General features: G+C 70.5%; 20 protein-coding genes. 8 read left to right on the forward strand and 12 right to left on the reverse strand.

Annotated elements, in window-relative coordinates; genetic code table 11:
• Window positions 1–44: 44 nt before the first annotated feature.
• The 3 genes from GA0115233_RS23340 to GA0115233_RS23350 all read right to left on the reverse strand — a co-directional run bounded on the left by GA0115233_RS23340 (window position 45) and on the right by GA0115233_RS23350 (window position 3364).
• Entirely contained in the window at window positions 45–965 is a 921-nt protein-coding gene (locus tag GA0115233_RS23340) for a carbohydrate ABC transporter permease (protein WP_093722230.1), read from the reverse strand.
• A gap of 12 nt (window positions 966–977) precedes the next feature.
• Window positions 978–1973: a carbohydrate ABC transporter permease gene (locus GA0115233_RS23345; protein ID WP_093722231.1), complete on the reverse strand. Its 996-nt coding sequence runs from the start codon at window positions 1971–1973 to the stop codon at window positions 978–980.
• A gap of 86 nt (window positions 1974–2059) precedes the next feature.
• Entirely contained in the window at window positions 2060–3364 is a 1305-nt protein-coding gene (locus GA0115233_RS23350) for an ABC transporter substrate-binding protein (RefSeq protein ID WP_093722232.1), read from the reverse strand.
• 301 nt (window positions 3365–3665) lie between these two features.
• Here GA0115233_RS23350 and GA0115233_RS23355 point away from each other — a divergent pair, with 301 nt between their 5' ends.
• The 3 genes from GA0115233_RS23355 to GA0115233_RS23365 all read left to right on the forward strand — a co-directional run bounded on the left by GA0115233_RS23355 (window position 3666) and on the right by GA0115233_RS23365 (window position 6197).
• Window positions 3666–4679 carry a LacI family DNA-binding transcriptional regulator gene (locus tag GA0115233_RS23355; RefSeq protein ID WP_093722233.1) on the forward strand — a complete coding sequence of 338 codons (1014 nt, stop codon included), beginning with the start codon at window positions 3666–3668 and terminating at the stop codon, window positions 4677–4679.
• Window positions 4680–4762: 83 nt separating this feature from the next.
• The gene (locus tag GA0115233_RS23360; RefSeq protein WP_093722234.1) at window positions 4763–5338 is read left to right on the forward strand and encodes a dihydrofolate reductase family protein; all 576 of its coding nucleotides are present in this window, start codon (window positions 4763–4765) and stop codon (window positions 5336–5338) included.
• Window positions 5339–5600: 262 nt separating this feature from the next.
• The gene (locus GA0115233_RS23365) at window positions 5601–6197 is read left to right on the forward strand and encodes a hypothetical protein (RefSeq protein ID WP_093722235.1); all 597 of its coding nucleotides are present in this window, start codon (window positions 5601–5603) and stop codon (window positions 6195–6197) included.
• 49 nt (window positions 6198–6246) lie between these two features.
• Here the strand turns inward: GA0115233_RS23365 and GA0115233_RS23370 are convergent, their stop codons facing one another.
• The 3 genes from GA0115233_RS23370 to GA0115233_RS23380 all read right to left on the reverse strand — a co-directional run bounded on the left by GA0115233_RS23370 (window position 6247) and on the right by GA0115233_RS23380 (window position 8111).
• Window positions 6247–6912 carry a DUF4232 domain-containing protein gene (locus tag GA0115233_RS23370; RefSeq protein ID WP_093722236.1) on the reverse strand — a complete coding sequence of 222 codons (666 nt, stop codon included), beginning with the start codon at window positions 6910–6912 and terminating at the stop codon, window positions 6247–6249.
• 141 nt (window positions 6913–7053) lie between these two features.
• Window positions 7054–7377 (reverse strand): hypothetical protein, encoded by a 324-nt coding sequence (locus GA0115233_RS23375; RefSeq protein ID WP_093722237.1) that lies wholly within the window; start codon window positions 7375–7377, stop codon window positions 7054–7056.
• Between the two features lie 47 nt (window positions 7378–7424).
• Window positions 7425–8111, reverse strand: a complete 687-nt coding sequence (locus tag GA0115233_RS23380) for a DJ-1/PfpI family protein (protein ID WP_093722238.1) — start codon at window positions 8109–8111, stop codon at window positions 7425–7427.
• 404 nt (window positions 8112–8515) lie between these two features.
• Between GA0115233_RS23380 and GA0115233_RS23385 the strand changes: the two genes are divergently transcribed.
• Together GA0115233_RS23385 and GA0115233_RS23390 are read left to right on the forward strand one after the other, a co-directional pair.
• Window positions 8516–9286 (forward strand): hypothetical protein, encoded by a 771-nt coding sequence (locus GA0115233_RS23385; RefSeq protein ID WP_093722239.1) that lies wholly within the window; start codon window positions 8516–8518, stop codon window positions 9284–9286.
• A 91-nt stretch (window positions 9287–9377) separates the two neighbouring features.
• Complete coding sequence (locus GA0115233_RS23390) at window positions 9378–9833, forward strand: SRPBCC family protein (RefSeq protein ID WP_093722240.1); 456 nt, start codon at window positions 9378–9380, stop codon at window positions 9831–9833.
• Window positions 9834–9867: 34 nt separating this feature from the next.
• Here the strand turns inward: GA0115233_RS23390 and GA0115233_RS23395 are convergent, their stop codons facing one another.
• The gene (locus GA0115233_RS23395; protein WP_255310315.1) at window positions 9868–10551 is read right to left on the reverse strand and encodes a hypothetical protein; all 684 of its coding nucleotides are present in this window, start codon (window positions 10549–10551) and stop codon (window positions 9868–9870) included.
• Window positions 10548–12218: a serine/threonine-protein kinase gene (locus tag GA0115233_RS23400; RefSeq protein ID WP_093722241.1), complete on the reverse strand. Its 1671-nt coding sequence runs from the start codon at window positions 12216–12218 to the stop codon at window positions 10548–10550. Before GA0115233_RS23400 ends, GA0115233_RS23395 begins: the two co-directional genes overlap by 4 nt.
• 207 nt (window positions 12219–12425) lie before the next feature.
• Here GA0115233_RS23400 and GA0115233_RS23405 point away from each other — a divergent pair, with 207 nt between their 5' ends.
• Window positions 12426–13691 carry a glycosyltransferase family 4 protein gene (locus GA0115233_RS23405; RefSeq protein WP_093722242.1) on the forward strand — a complete coding sequence of 422 codons (1266 nt, stop codon included), beginning with the start codon at window positions 12426–12428 and terminating at the stop codon, window positions 13689–13691.
• Entirely contained in the window at window positions 13688–14515 is an 828-nt protein-coding gene (locus GA0115233_RS23410) for a transferase (RefSeq protein ID WP_093722243.1), read from the forward strand. Before GA0115233_RS23405 ends, GA0115233_RS23410 begins: the two co-directional genes overlap by 4 nt.
• Here GA0115233_RS23410 and GA0115233_RS23415 read toward each other — a convergent pair.
• The 4 genes from GA0115233_RS23415 to GA0115233_RS23430 all read right to left on the reverse strand — a co-directional run bounded on the left by GA0115233_RS23415 (window position 14490) and on the right by GA0115233_RS23430 (window position 16930).
• Window positions 14490–15056: a hypothetical protein gene (locus GA0115233_RS23415; RefSeq protein ID WP_093722274.1), complete on the reverse strand. Its 567-nt coding sequence runs from the start codon at window positions 15054–15056 to the stop codon at window positions 14490–14492. The two genes, GA0115233_RS23410 and GA0115233_RS23415, sit on opposite strands and share 26 nt — an antisense overlap.
• Before the next feature lie 45 nt (window positions 15057–15101).
• Window positions 15102–15506 carry a hypothetical protein gene (locus GA0115233_RS23420; protein WP_369691379.1) on the reverse strand — a complete coding sequence of 135 codons (405 nt, stop codon included), beginning with the start codon at window positions 15504–15506 and terminating at the stop codon, window positions 15102–15104.
• A gap of 138 nt (window positions 15507–15644) precedes the next feature.
• Window positions 15645–16220, reverse strand: coding sequence for a class I SAM-dependent methyltransferase (locus GA0115233_RS23425; protein WP_255310316.1), 576 nt, complete (start codon window positions 16218–16220; stop codon window positions 15645–15647).
• Window positions 16217–16930 carry a helix-turn-helix transcriptional regulator gene (locus GA0115233_RS23430; RefSeq protein WP_093722245.1) on the reverse strand — a complete coding sequence of 238 codons (714 nt, stop codon included), beginning with the start codon at window positions 16928–16930 and terminating at the stop codon, window positions 16217–16219. Before GA0115233_RS23430 ends, GA0115233_RS23425 begins: the two co-directional genes overlap by 4 nt.
• A 64-nt stretch (window positions 16931–16994) precedes the next feature.
• On the opposite strand from GA0115233_RS23430, the gene GA0115233_RS23435 reads away from it, so the two are divergent.
• Window positions 16995–17435 (forward strand): hypothetical protein, encoded by a 441-nt coding sequence (locus GA0115233_RS23435; RefSeq protein WP_093722246.1) that lies wholly within the window; start codon window positions 16995–16997, stop codon window positions 17433–17435.
• Window positions 17436–17514 lie beyond the last annotated feature (79 nt).

Here is a 17514-nt window from a genome sequence, read left to right on the forward strand (position 1 = left end):
AGTGGGGAGGGGACGCCACGGCGTCCGGGGGAGGGGGAAGCGGCTCAGCCCTTGACGGCGCCCGCCATGATGCCGCTGACGATCTGCCGGCCGAAGACGATGAACATCGCCAGCAGCGGCAGCGTGCCCAGCAGCGCGCCCGCCATGATCAGCGACTGGTCGCGGACGTAACCGGCGCTGAGCTGGGTCAGCGCGACCGGGACCGTCGGGTTGGTCATGTCGAGCACCACGAACGGCCAGAAGAAGTCGTTCCACGCGTGCACGAACGTGATCATGAACAGGACGGCCATCGCGGGCCGGGCGATCGGCAGGACGATGCTCCAGAAGATGCGCAGCGAGTGCGCACCGTCGACGCGTCCGGCCTCGACGAGTTCGTCGGGCAGCGCCTCGGTCAGGTACTGGCGCATGAAGAACACACCGACCGCGCTCACCAGCGTCGGGAAGATGACGGCGGGCAGCTGCTGCGACCAGCCCAGCTCCGACATCATCATGAACAGCGGGACGACACCCAGCTGCGGCGGCACCAGCATGGTGCCGATCACCAGCATCAGCAGGGCGTTGCGGCCCGTGAACCGCAGCTTGGCGAAGGCGAAGCCCGCCAGCGTCGCGAAGAACACCGTGGACAGGGCGATCACCCCGGCCACGATGAAGCTGTTGATCATGGCCTTGCCCATCGCCGCCTCGTCCCAGGCGCGGGCGAGGTTGCTGAACAGGTTCGGGCCGGGCAGGAACGGCGGCGGGGTCTGGCTGACCCGGGTGTTGTCGGTGGAGGCCGCCACCATCGTCCAGTACAGCGGGAAGATCGACAGCAGCGCCATGACGGCGAGCAGGACGTAGGCGAGCGGGCCCGCGTGGTGCTGGCGGCCGGCCTTCTGGCGCAGCAGCCGTCGGCCACCGCGCGAGGATGTCTCGGCAGCGGGCCGGACCGGTGTGTCCGTCCGGACCGCGAGGCTTTCAGTGGTCATCACGGCTCCAGGTCAGGACGTACGGTTACGCAGCCGCGCGATCAGGCGCTGCACCACGAAGACGAGCACGAGCAGCAGGAACATGGCCCAGGCGACGGAGGCCGCGCGGCCCATCTGGTAGTTCTTCCAGCCCTCCTCGTACAGCAGCAGACCCAGCGTCTGGTACTGGTTGTCCGCGCCGCCGGTGATCCCGTTCGGGCCCTGGCCGAAGATCAGCGGCTCACCGAAGAGCTGGGTGGCACCGATCGTCGACAGCACGATCGTGAAGACGATCGTGGAACGGATCCCGGGCACGGTGACATGGGTGAACTGCTTCCACCGCGAGGCACCGTCGAGGGAGGCGGCCTCGTACCGCTCGGCGGGGATGGCCTGCATCGCGGCCAGGTACAGCAGCGCGTTGTAGCCGGTCCAGCGCCAGATGACGATGGTGGAGATCGCGACCTGGGCCGGCCACTTGTCGAACTCCCAGTCCAGCGGGTCGATGCCGACCAGACCGAGCCCCCAGTTGATCATGCCGAAGTCACGCTCGAAGAGCATCGTGAACACCAGCGCGGCGGCGCCGACCGAGGTGGCGTAGGGGACCAGCGAGGCCACGCGGAAGAACAGCGAGGCGCGCATCTTGTAGTTGAGCAGGTGCGCCAGGCCGAGCGCCATCAGCAGCTGCGGCACCGTGGAGATGACGCCGATGGTGATGGTGTTCTGCAGCGCGTTCCAGAACCGTGAATCGCCCCAGAGGTTCACGTAGTTGTCGAAGGCCAGCCACTCCATCGAGTTGAGCGTGGCCAGTTCGACGTGGTGCAGGGAGATCCACGAGGTGTAGATCAGCGGGTAGAAACTGAACGCCGCGAACACGACGAAGAACGGCGCGATGAACGCGTACGGCGCGCCCTTGACGTCCAGCCGGTGCAGCAGCGCGCCGCGCCGCCGCGGCTCGGGGCCGTCGGCCCCCGACTTGGCCGGGCTCGGACGTCCTTCGCCGGCCAGGGCGTTGGTGGTGGAGGTGGCCACCGGACTTCCTTCCTGAGAGCGGGTGTGGCAGCCGGGCCCGGGCCCGCCCACGAGCGGCGGGCCCGGGTGTCCGGAGGACCGGCGGATCAGCCGACGGCCTTCTCGATGCGCTCAGTGGTGGTCTTCCACGCCTTGTCGCGTGCGGTGCCCTGCTCGACCAGTGCCAGACCCTGGGAGAAGGTGTCCTTGATCGTGCCGTCCTTGCGGCCGAGGACCTGCTTGTCCGGGATGTCCTGGGCGGCGGCGCCGAAGATCTGGCCCAGCGGCGCTCCGCTGAAGTAGTCGGAGGTGATGGTCTTGACGTCCTCGCGGCCCAGCGCGGTCTCGGAGGACGGGAAGTTGCCGAGCTTCTTGAAGATGTACGCCTGCTGCTCCGGGGCGGTCAGCCAGGCGACCAGCTTCTGGGCCTCCTCCTTCACCGGGCTGGCCTCCACCACGCCCAGGAAGGATCCGCCCCAGTTGGCGCCCTTCGGGGCGCGGGCGACGTCCCACTTGCCCTTGTTCTTCTCGCCGGCCTTCTCGCTGATGTGGCTCAGCATCCACGCCGGGCAGGTGGCTGTGGCGAAGGTGCCGTTGGCCAGACCGGGGTCCCAACCGGGCTGGAACTGGCGCAGCTTGGCGCTCAGCCCCTCCTCGGCGGCGTCGGCGGACAGGTTCCAGGCGTCCTTGACGACCGGGTTCTTGTCGTAGATCAGCTCGCCCTGCTCGTCGTAGTACTGCTCGGAGGAGCCGTAGACCATGGCGTTGTACAGGCCGCTGGCGGAGTCCATGTAGGCGACGTCGTCACCCTTGAAGTCCTTCTTGAAGGTGCGTCCGACCTCGACGTACTTCTGCCAGTCGCCCTCCCACAGCTTCGAGACCTCCTCGCGGTCCGTGGGCAGCCCGGCCTTCTCGAAGTAGTCCTTGCGGTAACAGACCGCCATCGGGCCGGAGTCGGTGCCGAGCCCGAGGACCTTGCCGTCCTTGGTGGTGATCTGGGACTGCTTCCACGGCAGGAAGTGGTCGGTGCCCGACAGCTTGGAGAAGTCGGCGAACTTGTCGGCCTGGGTCTCGGTGATCTCCTTGGCCCGGCCGATCTCGATGCCCTGGATGTCCTTCAGGCCGTTCCCGGCGGCGAGATGCGTCTGCAGCGCGGTGTAGTAGGTCTGCTCGTCACCGGCTATCTCGGCCTTGATGTCGACGTTCGGGTTCTCCTTCTCGTACTGCTCCAGGAGCCCCGACTCCTCGAAGCCCATCACCCCGAACATGCCCATGGTGATGACGACCTTGCCGTCCTTCTTGCCACCACCGGTGACCGAGTCGTTGCTGCTGCATCCGACGACGAGCGTGAGCGCGGCAGCGGTCGCGGCCGCCGCCACCGCCTTCGTGCGCATCGAACCGGGACTGCCCATGGATCTTCCTCCTAGCGGCGGCGCTGACACATCGGAGCGATGAGGTCTGCGATGCCTACAGCGGCTCTGAAAAAAGGGGTGGGTACGTTCCCAATGACGGGTGGGAACGTGCCCACCGACGCAGAGAGACTCGCGCCGTCGGCCGGTTATGTCAATGACTTGAACGCAAATGACCACCGAACCCACCGGCCGATGTGCACTTTCACAGGCACACGGCCTGCTCCGCGCAGCCGCCGTCTGCAAGAATCGTCGCCGGTCACACAAGCGGCAGTGCTGCCGCGTCCGCCGAGGAGGGGAGCCCATGGCAGGGAACCGCCGTCCCACCATCAAGACGGTCGCCGCCCGCGCCGGCGTCGGCCGGACGACGGTGTCCCGGGTCGTCAACGGCTCCGAACTGGTCAGCGCCGAGGCCCGCGCCCGGGTCCTCGCGGCGATCAAGGAACTGAACTACGTCCCCAACTCCGTCGCGCGGGGTCTGGTGACCAGCCGCACCAACTCCGTCGCCCTGGTCATCCCGGAGTCGGAGAGCCGTCTCGGCTCGGAGCCGTTCTTCGCCGCACTGATCCGCGGGGTGAGCGCGGCCCTCGCCGAGAGCCGCACCCAGCTCCAGCTCTGTCTCGTCCGTGACCAGGCAGAACGCGACCAGCTGACCGAGTCCGTGGCCACCCGCAGGGTCGACGGAGTCCTGCTGGTCTCCGTCCACGCCGACGACCGGCTGCCCGGCCTGCTGGAGGAAATGGGCCTGCCCACCGTGCTGGCCGGCCGCCGCGGCGAGGACGAGCAGCTGAGCTACGTGGAGTCCGACAACGCCGGGGGAGCCACCCAGGCCGTACGGCACCTGCTGGGCCGCGGGCGGACGAAGATCGCCACGATCACCGGGCCGCTGGACATGGACGTCGCCCGCAGCCGCCTCGCCGGCTGGCGCGCCGCGCACCAGGAGGCCGGGCTCGAACCGAGCGAACTTCTCGTCGAGGAAGGTGACTTCACGGAGGAGAGCGGCGGCCGCGCCATGCGTTCGCTTCTCGAACGCATCCCGGACCTGGACGCCGTTTTCGCCGCCTCCGACCTGATGGCGGTCGGCGCCCTGGCCGAACTCCACCGCCGCGACCTGCGGGTGCCCGAGGACGTCGCCGTGGTCGGATTCGAGGACTCCATCCTCGCCCGCCACACCAACCCGCCCCTGACGACCGTGCGCCAGCCGGTGGAAGAAGTCGGCCGCACGATGGCCCGCATCCTGACCGACATCACGCTGCACGACGCGGAACGCCGACGGGCGACACTGCCGACGGAACTGGTGGTGCGGGAGTCGTCGTGAGGCCCGGCGCTTCTCGGCGATGAGTTCCGCGGGACCGGGCAGTCTGCCTACTGACAGACAAAACGCCGCTCCCGAGGAGCATCATGACCGCCACCTACACCTTCGACGTCTTCAGCAGCCTCGACGGCTTCGGCGCCGCCGGCGGCGACTGGACCGGCTACTGGGGCAAGCAGGGCCCCGAACTGCTGGAACACCGGCTCGGTCTGTACCGCGAGGAGCAGCGGATGGTCTTCGGGGCCAACACGTACCGCGCGTTCACGCAGATCCTGGCCGAGGGCACCGAGGAAGCCGTCCGTGACCCCTGGGTCACCCGCATGATCAACATGCCCGCGACCGTGGTGTCGTCCACCCTGGAAGGCCACCTGAACTGGCCGGACGCCACCATCGCCAAGGGCGACGCCGTCGAGATCGTCGCCCGCATGAAGGAGGAGTCGCCCGTCCCGCTGCGCTCGCACGGCAGTCTGTCGATGAACCGCGCCCTGATGGCGGCCGGGCTCGTGGACCGCGTGCAGGTGACGGTTTTCCCGGTGATCACCGGCCGCAACGGGCTGGACCCGATCTTCCGGGGAGCGGAGGACTTCGACCTGGAACTGCTGGAGAGCCGCCCGCTGGACGGCCGTACGCAGGAGCTCGTGTACCGTCCGACATTGCATAAGTGAACGAGCTGGGCGCTCCTCTTCGAACGAACTCCGCGAACAGTGCCGGATCTACCTCCTGCGTGTCCGGGGTCACCCCCAGTACTTGCCCTGCTTGATTCCCGAGGGCAAACGGAGTAGCGCCTCGATGTCCCCTCCACTCGGCCGGTCCGGGCCGGCGTAGAACTGGGGCGGCCGGGCACCTGGGTGAACGTGCTCCGGCAGGCCCGCCGATGGCATGGTGCGGGGCGATGGCACGTCGGAGTGAGTCAAGGGGGGAGCCCGCATGGGCGTCCATTTCGAGCGGATCGTCGATGTCGAGGTGAGCGGTGAGGAGGCCGGGGCGCTCGCCGAGCGGATGGTCGACTGGATGGTCGCCGAGGGCCTGATCACGCGCGAACTGTCGAGCGTCCTCGTCTACAGTCCCCACGCCGACGAGGGCTATCTCCCGGGCCCCGACTGGGCGCGGGCCGTGGCCGACGCGTCGGACCCGACCTGGCTGCCCGGGCCGGTCGCGGTGGTCGTCGGGCGGAACCACCACGTCGGCGGCCAGGGGGAGGACGAGGCGGAGTACGCCGTCTGCCCCCGCTGCGGGACCAGGACCGTGATCATCAACTACCCCGAGGAGTTCCGGCCCGACCCCGAGGTCTGGCAGCCGTTCGAGGACGGCATCGCCGCCTGGAAGGCGACGGGGCAGGGGAGCACCCCCTGCTCCGCGTGCGGTGCGTCGGCGCCGGTCACGGAGTGGGAGTGGGACTCCGGGTTCGCGGTGGGCGCCCTCGCCTTCGACTTCTGGAACTGGCCGCCCCTGTCGGAGACGTTCCGTGCGGAGTTCGGCCGGCGGCTGGGACACCGCACCGCGGAGCACACGGGGAAGTTCTGAACGGATCGTGCTGAACGCGTCTTCCAACGATCGTTCCGAACGGACCGGCTCAGTAGGTCAGCGCGTCCTCCGCGGTGGTGAAGAAGCTGGTCACCTCGCTGTCGTTGACGGTGACCGGGCCTCCGGCGATCGTCACCGTCGCGGGCGTCTCGGCGGCCGTGAGCGCGATCTCCACCTTGTCGGCGCTCTTGCCGCCCGGGGTGTCGGCGCGCGAGAACATGATCCCCGCGTACGCCTTCTCCCCGGCCTTCAGGATCCGGTCCTCGTTCTCGGGACCCATGTGCTGGAAGGCTCCGTCGAGCCCCGGGATCGTGAGCGACAGCTCGTTCACCGGCAGCAGACAGGGGTCGCTCTGCTTGTTCACCGCGGTCAGCAGGGCGTGGTTCACCGGGCTGGACGCGACCGTGACGGTGTAGCTCAGGTCGGTCGTCTCGCACATGCCCACGCCGCCGTCCTGGTCGTCGGCGGCGGGGTCCGCGGACGCCGTGGCGCCGCCACCGCTGTCCGAGCCGCCTCCCGTGCTGCCGCCGTCGCTGGGGGCGGCCGAGGAGGGGGCGTCGGAACCCTTGTCCGGAGCCGTGGCGGACGGGGTCGTCGCCGTGCTCGGAGCGGCGTCCGTGTCGCCGTCGCCGTTGCAGGCGGTCAGCGCCAGCATGCCGAGCGAGAGAGCGGCCAGTACGGCGGTGGTGCGGCGCGAACGAGCGGAGATAGCCATGAGTTGTCCCCCGGGCAGTTGGAGTGTTGCGGTGATCGTGCCTCACCAAAGCCCGGATTCCGCCTGCTCACACCGATCGAGATCAGTTTGAGAACAGGCTTGTGACACTGCGACAAGCGCCCTGTACTCGGCTGTGGCCAGCTAAGCGGTCATCGGCCGATCGCGGCGCTGTCCGGTCACCTTCGAGGCGGGCAGGCGCCCGGCTCGGGAGTGCCCGGTGAGGGTGTTCTCGTGGATGGTCATGTCGAAGGCCAGGTTGAGCCGCATCGGCTTGGTGACGGCCTGCTTCCAGGAGAGACGGGCACCGTCGTGCGTGAGCTCACTGAGGGGTACCTCCTCTCCCGCACCTCGGGCGGTACCGGTCAGCAGGCCGTTCTCCCGCCGTAGTTCCACCACCGCCTTGATCCTGCCGATGGGGGTGGCGATCGCCAGATCCCAGATGCCTTCCACGGATGTGCCGGACATGCGGTTGTCTCCTTGCTCAGGTGCGTGGGTGCCGGGGTGCCGGGGTGTCAGAAGCCGACGGGAACCGGGCCCTCGGCCCGCCAGACGGTGCCGCGCCGCTCGTGGGCGAAGAGTTCCTCGACGGCGTGCGCGATGCGCGGGCCCACCTCGCGTTCCAGGAGGTACAGCCCGAGGTCGAGTCCGGAGGTCACCCCGCCCGAGGTGATCAGGTCGCCGTCGTCGACGACACGGGCGTTGACGACGTGGACGCCGGTGGCGTCGAGCAGGTCGAGCCCCAGGTGATGGGTGACGGCGTGGCGGCCCTCCAGCAGACCGGCCATGGCCAGGACGAGCGAGCCACCGCACACGGCGGCGACCGTCACCTGCGGATTCCCCATCGCCGCCTTGAGCAGCACGGGCAGTTCGGTGGTGAGCGTGCGGCCCAGCAGCACGGGGATGGGATCGTCCTGCGTAGGCTCCCCGGCCCCCACCTCGTGGTCCGGCACATCCCCGGCCTCCCCGACCCGGCCGGAGGCGCCGGGCACCACGACCAGATCCGCCCGCGCCGGATCGAGGGCGGCGGTGGCGCGCAGTGCCAGCCCACCGGTGCCGCTGACCACCTCGCGCGGCCCCTCGGCGGACACCAGTTCCACGCTCACCGCCCCCGAGGCCGTTCCGCCGGCGTGCAGCACCTCGAAAGGAGCGATGACGTCGAGCGGATCGAAGCCGTCGAACAGGACGATCTGGGCATGCATGAATGGCTCCCCTCCACATGAATGACTCCCCCAACAGCGGCTGCACCGGCCGCCTCACGGTGGGACCCCGGCCCGCGCCGGGAACGCAGCCGACGCTACGAGCCGCCCGCCCGCCCTCCCAGTGGCGCCGGTGCCAGTCTTCAACGGATTCCCGCCAGCACCGCGATGGCCAGCACCGCGAAGGCCGACACGACGCATGCCGACACCGCGAATGCCGACACCGCGAGGGGCGACACGGCCAAGGGCAACACCGCGAGGGGCGCCGCGGATCCCATCGCCCCGGCCGCACAACGTTCGGGCCGGTCCGGGAGTCGTACGGGATACGACGCATCCCGCACCCGCTCGCCAACTGCCCTCGCCCGCAGGGCGGTTGCGGGCGGGGCCCGCTCTCCCTGGGGGGAACCATGAGACACCGCACCACACTGCCCGCCCGCACGGCACTCGTCGGAGCCGTCGCCGTGGCGATGGCCGCGGCCGGCACCTCGGCCGCCGCCACGCCCACCGACCCGGTGATCGAGGGCGCCACCGTCAACGCGGGACGGGACGTCGTCGTGGGCATCACCCACGACGTCGTCTTCCCGGTCACTGTGACCGGCGCGGACGACTCCGGCCTGGACTTCGTCGACGTGGACCTCAAGGGGCCGCACGGCGGCTTCTACACCACCGACGCGTTCTGCGAGACGGCGACGGCCTGCACGACCGTCTTCACCGTCAACGCCCATGAACGCCCGGGCAGCGACGACCCCGTGGACCTGGCCAACGCCCACGCCGGAAAGTGGTCGGTCGACGCGCTGGTCGACACCCGGGACGGCGCCACCGTCTTCGCCCGCGACATCGGGTCGTTCAGCCTCAAGCGGGCGGCACGGCTCACGGTGAACGCGGCACCGGAACCGGTCGCCAAGGGCGCCAGGATCACCGTCACCGGAAAGCTCTCACGGGCCAACTGGGACACCTACCGGTACGCGGGCTATGTGGGCCGCACCGTGCAACTGCAGTTCCGCCCCAAGAACAGCAGCACCTACACCACGGTCACCACCGCCACGACCAGCAGTACCGGCACCCTGCGCGCCAAGGTCAAGGCGGTGAAGGACGGCTACTGGCGCTGGAACTTCAAGGGCACCGCCACCACGGGCCCGGCGAAGGCCGCGGGCGACTACGTCGACGTACGCCCCTGACCGCGCGGTGCCCGATGGCGCGGGCAGCAGCGGTCCCGTAGATTGCCGCTGCGGCACCGGCTACCGGGCTCACGCCGACCTAGGAGCGCTCATGGCTGGACAGTTCGAAGCGACCGTGGACATCGACCGGCCCATCGACGCCGTCTTCGGCTATCTCGCCGACGGCCGCAACGATCCCCAGTTCAGCCCCCGCGTCCAGCGCATCGAGCGGGTGCCCGACGCGCCCACCGCCGTGGGGACGGTCTTCCGCAGCACCGTCAAGGACGCCGGGATGAAGACGGCCCGTGAGTTCCGCATCACCGAGTTCCAGGCACCGACCCGGCTGCGGTGGGCCGAAGTGTCCAAGAACAGCGTCACGGCCGACGAGGGCGGCTACGATCTGGAGGCCCTGCCCGACGGCAGGACCCGGGTCCGCATCTTCAACGTGCTCGAAGGCCACGGGCTCGGCAAGCTCCTGGTCGGCCTCGCGCTGGTCGCGGCCCGCAAGGACGCGCCCGGCTTCGGTGCCCGGATCAAGGCTGCGGCCGAGTCGGCGATCACACCCTGACGCCCCCCGGGGGCGGCGTACGCCGGGCTGTCCGTCACGAACAGTCGTAGGTGAACCGGGCGGACACGGTCCGCTCGGTCGGTGTCAGCAGCCGCAGTTCGGCCCGTGCCGCCCGGTTGCCCTCGCCCTGGAAGGTCCACTTCAGGTGCAGGCGCGCCTCCTTCTGGCCGCGCACCATCACCTCCCGCAGGACCTCCGAGGAGGTGCCGTCGCTCCTGGTCCAGCGGTAGGTGAGTGTGCCGGGGCGGCCGTTGGTGCGGACCACGCCGACGATGTCGGCCGTCTCACCGCACCCGAGCGCCCCTGGCTGTGCCGTGACCTTCACCGACTCGACCTCGACCGGCGGCCCGATCCGCTGCCAGGCGAGGAAGGCGAGCACACAGATCAGCACCACAGCGGGCAGCACGTGCCTGCGCCACGCCCGACGGCGGCGCGGCGGCGCGGGTGCCGGAACCGGGGCGAGCGTCCCGTGCGTGCGGTGCGCCAGCACGGCGGTCACACCCGGCCCGAACCGCATCACCGTGCCGTCGACCCGGTCGGGTGCGGGCGACGGGTGCGAGGCGGTGTCGTCGACGAGCGTCTCGTTGCCGGCCGGCTGCTGGAACCAGTGGCTGGCCAGCACGGTGGCGCTGTAGTCGGGATCGTCGGAAGGAGTGGGGACCGGCGCCGGTCCACCGCTGCCGGACAGGTGCTTCGTGCGGTCGTTCTCGGCGCTCACCGGATGTCACACCGTTTGGTCAGGAGCTGCTGGGTGGCGGCGCCCCCGGCCGCGGCCGGGTCGGTCGTGGCGTACACCGACCAGTAGCAGCCCAGTGTCTGGAACGAGTGGTCCACGGTGATCGAGTACGAGGTGGCGCCACTGCGGGTGTAGGTCTGCGGCGCGCCGTCGATGCCGCCGAGCTGGCCGCTGACATTGCCCGAGTACCAGGAGACGGTCACCGAGACCGGGCCGGGCCCGTCCGTCGTGATGTTCAGGGTCGCGGTCGCGGTGGTGCCACCGGTCTGGCTGAATCCCGACACCGTCACGCTCTTCACGGCGGGTGCCCCGGGCTCGGTGGGAGCGGTGGTCGTCGGAGTGGGGTCCGTGTCCCCGGGAGGCGTCGTGGTCGTGCCGCCCCCGGCCGGGGGGTCGGTGTCCGCGGTCGGGTCCGTGTCGTCGGCCGACTCCGTGGCCGAGGGCGACTCGCTCGCCGACTCCGACGGGCTCGCCGACGCCGAGGGCGAGGCGGACGGGTCGGCCGAGGAGCCCGGAGCCGTGGTCTCCGCCACCGGGTCCGCGCCGGGACCGGCACTGCTCGTGGCCGCCGCCTGCGCCGAGTCGCCGCCTGTGTTCCCCGAGGCGAACGGGACACCGTAGGTCAGCAGCAGGCCGAGGACGACGGCGGAGACGGACACCAGGATGCCGGGCCGGCCCGGCACCCAGGACCGCGCCGGGACCGGGTCCAGGCCCAGCGGTTCCGCGGGCGGTTGACGCAGAACGGTGCGGGCGAGGTCCGTCGTGCTCTGCGGGCCGCCCCGCGCCGACGGCAGCAGCAGGGGCACCAGCGCCACCAGGGCGGCCAGACGGCCCCGGCCGCGCTCCTCCCAGTCGTGGCCGTAGGCGGACCCGGCGACCGACTCCAGCTCGGTGACGAACTGGGCCGCCTGCGCGGGCCGCCGCTCCGGTTCCTTGGCCAGACCGCGGCGCACCAGCTCACGTACCGCCTCGGGCGCCTCCTCGGCGGGGATGGGCGCCTCAAGGTGCTGCAACGCCAGTTCCGCGAAGTTGTCGCCCGAGTACGGCTTGCGCCCCGTCAGGCACTCGAAGAAGGTGGCCGTGGCCGCGTACACGTCCGCGGCCGGGGAGGCGGGCGCGCCCGACCACTGCTCCGGCGCCATGTAGGACGGGGTACCGGCCACCCCGGCGCTGGTGCCGGAGTCCACCGCGATGCCGAAGTCCACCAGCTTGGACGACCCGTCCGGGACGACCAGGACGTTCTCCGGCTTGTAGTCACGGTGCACGACACCGACGGCGTGGGCGTCGGCCAGGCCCAGCAGCGAACCCTTGAGGATGACGAGCGCGGCCTCGGGCTCCAGCGGACCGTTCCTGCTCAGCAGCGTGCGCAGCGAGACGCCGTCCACCAGCTCCATCACGATGGCGGCGCCCTGCGGGCTCTCCACGTACTCGTACAGACCGGTGACGTACGGGCTCTCCAGCCCCGCGAGCAGCCGTGCCTCCTCGCGGAAGCCGTGCACGAAGCCGGGCCGGGTGCGCAGTGACTCGCTGAGGTACTTCACCGCGACCGCGACACCGGTCTCCTCGTGGACGGCCAGCACGACCCGTCCGCTCGCCCCGGCCCCGAGTTCGGTGGACTCGGTGTAACCGGGAACTTCCCATGTGCTCATCGCATCCCCCTGTGGCGGTGCTCTGAGAGACACATTTTCGGCCAGAGTGGTTGCATGACCAGCAACCCGGTCGAGGTGTACCCGGACCGTGACACAGCCACGACACGGCGGCACCGGACGCGCGGATTCCGCCCGGAGGGTTGTGGGATGGGGAACAAAGAGATAACGAGAGGCAACGGCAAGGGCGTTGACGAGGTCTAGTCCGCTATGAAGATCTCTTTCCTCATCCACAACGCCTATGGAATCGGAGGCACGATCACCACGACCTTCAACCTGGCCCACGCCCTGGCCGAGCGGCACGAGGTGGAGATCGTCTCCGTGCTGCGCCACCGGGAGCACCCGAACTTCACCCTCGACCCGAGAGTGTCACTGCGCCCGCTGGTGGATCTGCGCAAGGAGAAGGACAACCCGCTGCATCAGAGACCGGCGCGCGTGTTCCCGGTCGCCGAGTACCGCTACCAGCAGTACAGCGAGCTGACCGACCGGCGGATCGGCGAGTGTCTGGAGGCCCTCGACTCCGACGTGGTGATCGGCACCCGCCCCGGGCTCAATGTGCACCTCGCCCTGCAGGCCCCGAGCCATGTCGTCCGGGTCGGCCAGGAGCACCTCACCCTGGACAACCACCCGCCGCGCCTGCGCACCGCGCTGCGCCGGGCCTACCGCCGCCTCGACGTGCTCACCACCGTCACCGAGGCGGACGCCGCTGCCTACCGGCGCAAGATGCGGCTGCCCGGGGTACTGGTCGAGGCGCTGCCCAACAGCGTCCCGGACCCGCTGCTGCCGCCCGCGGACGGCCGGGCGAAGGTCGTGGTCGCGGCCGGCCGGCTGGTTCCGGTGAAACGTTACGACCTGCTCATCGAGGCATTCGCCCGGGTGGCCGCCGCCCACCCGGACTGGCAGCTGCGGATCTACGGCAAGGGCGAGGAGCAGCCCCGGCTGCGCGCACTGATCGAACGGCTCGGTCTGTCCGGCAACGTCTTCCTGATGGGCGCCGCCGCCCCCATGGAGGCGGAATGGGTCAAGGGCTCGATCGGCGCGGCCGCCTCCAACTTCGAACCGTTCGGCATGACCATCGTCGAGGCGATGCGCTGCGGACTGCCCGTCGTGAGCACCGACTGCCCCTACGGGCCCGGCGAGATCATCAAGGACGGCGTCGACGGCCGCCTGGTGCCCGTCGACGACGCCGACGCCATGGGCGCGGCGCTGCTGGAACTCGTCGGTGACGACGAGCGACGCCGGCGCATGGGCCGCGCGGCCATCGAGAACGCGCGGCGCTTCGCCCCGGGCCCCGTCGTCGAGCAGGCCGAGCGGCTGATCGGCGAGGCGATGGCGGCCAGGAGCGCCGGGACACGGGCCGCGCCGCAACGGGCGGGCCTGCACCGGACCCTGATCAGCCAGGGCTTCGCCGCACGAGACACCGCCTACGCGGCGGCCAGCACCGCGCTGCGCGCGCTTCGGAGGGGACAGCGATGACCGGCGGACCGAACACCCAGCTCCGCGCCCACTGCACGACCGAGGCGGACGGCCGCATCACCTTCCGCCTGCCCGCACTCGACGCCGCCGAGCCCCGCCTGCTGCTGCGCCTGCGCCCCAAGAAGGGCATGCCTGAGGAGACCGTGCACCTCCTCCCGCTCGAAGAAGCGGCAGACGGCGGCCGGAGCGCGGTCCTGGATCCCGGACCGGTCCTCCCCGAGGGGCGCTGGGACGCCTACCTCCTCCCCGAGCCGGAGGCCCCGCGCGAGCGGCTCCGCCCCGGCATGCGGGACCAGCGGGCCCTGGTCGACGGACACACCCGGGACTGGCCCGCGCCGCTGGCCGTGCGCGTCCCGTACACCACCAAGGACGGCTACCTCGCGATCCGCACCTGGCTGCGCACCGCACACGCCGAGATCGAGACCATCACCGTCACGGACCGCACGATGACCGTCGGGGCGCGGCTGCACGGAGCGACGCTCGCCGAGGGCGCCGTCGTCCGCGTACGCGCGCGGGGCGCCGACGGCCCGGTCCGCACGAGCGGTACCGAGAACGCGGGGCAGCGCTTCTCCTTCACCGTGGACCTGGCGGAACTGGCCGACGCGGGCGCGGACCGGGTCTGGGACGTCAGCGTCCGCCCCGGCACCGACGCCCCCTACATCCGCCTCGGCCGCCTGCTGGACGACATCGCGGACCGCAAGGAGATCTTCGTCTACCCGGCCGCCGCGGTCGGCGACGCCCGCGTACGCCCCTACTACACGGTCGACAACGACCTGTCCGTGGAGGTGAAGTCCGCGGTCACGACGGGTTCTCGACGTCCTTGACCGAGGTCGGGCCCAGTTGTTTGGCCCGCGCGTACTCCGGCATCGTCATGGGCTTGTCGAACAGGAAGAACGACTGGTTCGTGCCGACGGTGAACTCCATGTACGCGCCCGTCGTGGCGTCGAAGCCGTAGTAGGCGTTGCACATGGAACCAGCGGAGTACGTGCCGTCCATGCCGGGCTGCGCGACGACCGCGACGCCGTGGGAGGAGGACTCCACCCGCTCCGTCGGCGTCAGCATCTTGCAGCGCGCCACCGGCAGGCCCTTCATGACGAAGTACCCGTACTCCCCACGGGCGTTCTGGATGTAGACGTAGGACAGCTTGCCCCGCTGTCCCCACGTCTTGATCCACTGGTTGATCGCCTCCCGGGTCGGTGAGTACTCCATCCGGCCTGCCGGCTGCTGCGCCACCAGGTGGTCGTAGTTCTGCTGTTTGGCCTTGTTCTCCTTGTCCTGGCTGGAGTCGTCGGTGCAGGACGACAGGGTCAGGCCCGCGACGAGTGCGAGGACCAGGGCCGGGACCGTGCGGGCGAGTCGTTTCATGCGGATCATGCGGAGCTGCCTTCCTCACGGAGTGGGGTGGGGGAGTCAGTTGGCGCAGGTCGTGTGCTCGGCGTCGGCGTCCAGCCGGTACGGCAGGTCCCGGTCTCGGAAGGGCGCGCGGTGTTCCTGGGCCGCCTTGGCGTTGTAGTCGTTGACCGACTCGATCCGGGTGACCTTCAGCGCGGTGACGGACTGGTCGATCTGCGCCGCTCGGGCCGTCGACGCGGTCTCGCGCTCCTCCTTGAGCGCCTCGATCGTGCCCTCGGCGTTCTGCACGGCCTCGCACAGGGCGAAGAACTCCTCGTACGTGGTCTGCCGGAACTCGCCCGAGCCGACGGTGTTCTCCCGTTTCTCCGCCGCACCGCGGAACGGCGCGGTGATCCACCCCGCGCTCCCGAAGGCGAACACCCCGATCACATACAGGACGGCGAGCCCGACGATCCCGCCCACGGCCCAGACTCCCCACCGTGCCCCTTCGCGTAACTGCCCCATGACGACCCCCTCTGTCGCAGGTGCTTGCGCGGCGCGGAACTTCCACCGCGAGCAAGGACATACCCAGGGACGGCCGCGGTTCCTCGCCCGCCGCAATCAGGGACGCAGGGCGAAGCAGCGCAGTACGTCGAGATCGGCGGTGCGGACAACTGACCAGCCGGAGACGAGCAGTTCGGCCTCGGCCTCGGTGATCGCGAGATACGCGCGCGGGTCGGACTCCGGGCGACGGCCGACGACTTCGGCGACGACCCAGAAGGTGCCGCCGGGCGCGAGAACGCTCCGGACGCGGTCGAGGAAGGCCGGCTTGTCGTCCATCCACCGGTAGACGAGCCGGCACGTGACCACCGCGTAGGCCTCGTCGGGGAGTTGACTCAGGTCGTCGGCGGCGAAGTCGAGGCGCTGCCAGGTGGGTCCGGGGCGGGGACCGGTGTCCTCGTCGGCGGCGAGGGCGAGCGCGCTGGGGGAGCAGTCGATGCCGGTGGTGCGGTAGCCGAGGACATGGTGGAGGTGGCGGGCGAGTTCGCCGTCGCCGCAGCCGATGTCGAGCGCGGGCCTGCCGTGCCCCGGGCCCAGGTGTTCCGCCAGCAGCGCGCTCTCGGTGTCGGTCATACGGCGGTACCGGCGGCCCCCGGCCCACAGCGGGTCCCAGTGCGACTCCGCCGCCGACGTCACGGCGTCCCCGGCGCGGTGGCCGGCTCCAGGCGGACGCAGCAGTGGCCCGGCGTGGGCGCCAGGCGGGCCGCGAGGCCGGTCTCGTCGAGGCCTTCCAGGACACCTCGCAGCAGGTGGAGGTTCATGCCGCACACCGTGTCGGTGTGTTCGCGGGCGAGGGCGTGGAAGGGGCAGTTGCCGAGGACGATCGCGGTGCCGTCGTGGCGGGGTTCGAAGCCGTGGGATTCGAGGACCGCGTACACGTCCGCGCCGTCCGTCGCGGGGATCCGGGTGCCCAGGTCGTGGGCCTTGCGGTGGAGGACCTCGCGCACCGGTTCGCCGGTCGTCTCGGACTCCTCCAGGGCCTGCGCGAGCAGCCGTCCGGCGAGTTCGTAGTGCCGCTCCGGGAGAGTGACGCTGATCTGCCGGGCGGAGCGCCGGTAGAGCTTGGCGGGGCGGCCCGCGCCGGGGCCCGTGCGGCCGCTGCGGCGCTCGTAGACGACATCCAGCAGTGACTCCTCGGCCAGCTTGTCGAGGTGGAACGCCGCGGTCTTGCGCGGGAGCCCGACCGCTTCGGCGGCCTCGTCGCGGCTGACGGGCCTCGTCTGCCGTACGACGTGGTCGTAGAGCCTGCGGCGGTTCGGCTCGTCGAGCGCGGCGACGGCGGAGACCTCGGGGCGGGGAACTTCCTTCGGGCGGTCCACGAACCCCAGTGTAAAACCCACTGCCATTGACTAAAGAGAGCCGCGGGGGTTCTATAGCTAATGAGAGTTGCCTATAGAAGGAAGGCGCGCCATGTCGTCCGCAACCCCAACCTCGGTCCCCACCGCCGCCCCTCGGCGGGTCGCGCTCACCGACCCCGGCTACCAGGCCTTCGTCATCCTCCGCGTCGGATTCACCGTGGCGCCGATCCTGTTCGGGCTGGACAAGTTCGCCAACCTCCTCGTCGACTGGCCCGGCTACCTCGCCCCCTGGATCAACGACGTGGTCCCCGGCAGTGCCCAGCAGGCCATGTACGCCGTCGGTGTCATCGAGATCGTCGCGGGCCTCGTCGTCGCCGTCGCCCCGCGCTTCGGTGGCTGGCTGGTCGCCGGGTGGCTGGCCGGGATCATCGTCAACCTGCTGACCATCCCCGACTACTACGACATCGCTCTGCGCGACTTCGGCCTCCTGCTCGCCGCGGTGGCCCTGGCCAGGCTCGCCCAGCGCTACCACGCCGAGCGCCCCTCGGCCTGAGCCCGCTCGGCCCGTCCGGCGTTTGAGGACGAGGCCCGTCCAGGGCCGATATGGGGGTCTGGGGGTGAAGCCCCAGGTG

Source organism: Streptomyces sp. DI166, assembly GCF_900091315.1.
In the GTDB taxonomy this organism is placed as follows: Bacteria; Actinomycetota; Actinomycetes; order Streptomycetales; family Streptomycetaceae; genus Streptomyces; species Streptomyces fuscus.

Excerpts from the sequence above, each read along its gene's own strand:
- GA0115233_RS23350 (WP_093722232.1), bottom strand. The coding sequence starts at position 3,364 with ATGGGCAGTCCCGGTTCGATGCGCACGAAGGCGGTGGCGGCGGCCGCG.
- GA0115233_RS23390 (WP_093722240.1), top strand. The coding sequence starts at position 9,378 with ATGGCTGGACAGTTCGAAGCGACCGTGGACATCGACCGGCCCATCGAC.
- GA0115233_RS23340 (WP_093722230.1), bottom strand. The coding sequence starts at position 965 with ATGACCACTGAAAGCCTCGCGGTCCGGACGGACACACCGGTCCGGCCC.
- GA0115233_RS23360 (WP_093722234.1), top strand. The coding sequence starts at position 4,763 with ATGACCGCCACCTACACCTTCGACGTCTTCAGCAGCCTCGACGGCTTC.
- GA0115233_RS23385 (WP_093722239.1), top strand. The coding sequence starts at position 8,516 with ATGAGACACCGCACCACACTGCCCGCCCGCACGGCACTCGTCGGAGCC.
- GA0115233_RS23435 (WP_093722246.1), top strand. The coding sequence starts at position 16,995 with ATGTCGTCCGCAACCCCAACCTCGGTCCCCACCGCCGCCCCTCGGCGG.
- GA0115233_RS23405 (WP_093722242.1), top strand. The coding sequence starts at position 12,426 with ATGAAGATCTCTTTCCTCATCCACAACGCCTATGGAATCGGAGGCACG.
- GA0115233_RS23400 (WP_093722241.1), bottom strand. The coding sequence starts at position 12,218 with ATGAGCACATGGGAAGTTCCCGGTTACACCGAGTCCACCGAACTCGGG.
- GA0115233_RS23415 (WP_093722274.1), bottom strand. The coding sequence starts at position 15,056 with ATGAAACGACTCGCCCGCACGGTCCCGGCCCTGGTCCTCGCACTCGTC.
- GA0115233_RS23355 (WP_093722233.1), top strand. The coding sequence starts at position 3,666 with ATGGCAGGGAACCGCCGTCCCACCATCAAGACGGTCGCCGCCCGCGCC.
- GA0115233_RS23365 (WP_093722235.1), top strand. The coding sequence starts at position 5,601 with ATGGGCGTCCATTTCGAGCGGATCGTCGATGTCGAGGTGAGCGGTGAG.
- GA0115233_RS23370 (WP_093722236.1), bottom strand. The coding sequence starts at position 6,912 with ATGGCTATCTCCGCTCGTTCGCGCCGCACCACCGCCGTACTGGCCGCT.
- GA0115233_RS23375 (WP_093722237.1), bottom strand. The coding sequence starts at position 7,377 with ATGTCCGGCACATCCGTGGAAGGCATCTGGGATCTGGCGATCGCCACC.
- GA0115233_RS23380 (WP_093722238.1), bottom strand. The coding sequence starts at position 8,111 with ATGCATGCCCAGATCGTCCTGTTCGACGGCTTCGATCCGCTCGACGTC.
- GA0115233_RS23410 (WP_093722243.1), top strand. The coding sequence starts at position 13,688 with ATGACCGGCGGACCGAACACCCAGCTCCGCGCCCACTGCACGACCGAG.
- GA0115233_RS23430 (WP_093722245.1), bottom strand. The coding sequence starts at position 16,930 with ATGGCAGTGGGTTTTACACTGGGGTTCGTGGACCGCCCGAAGGAAGTT.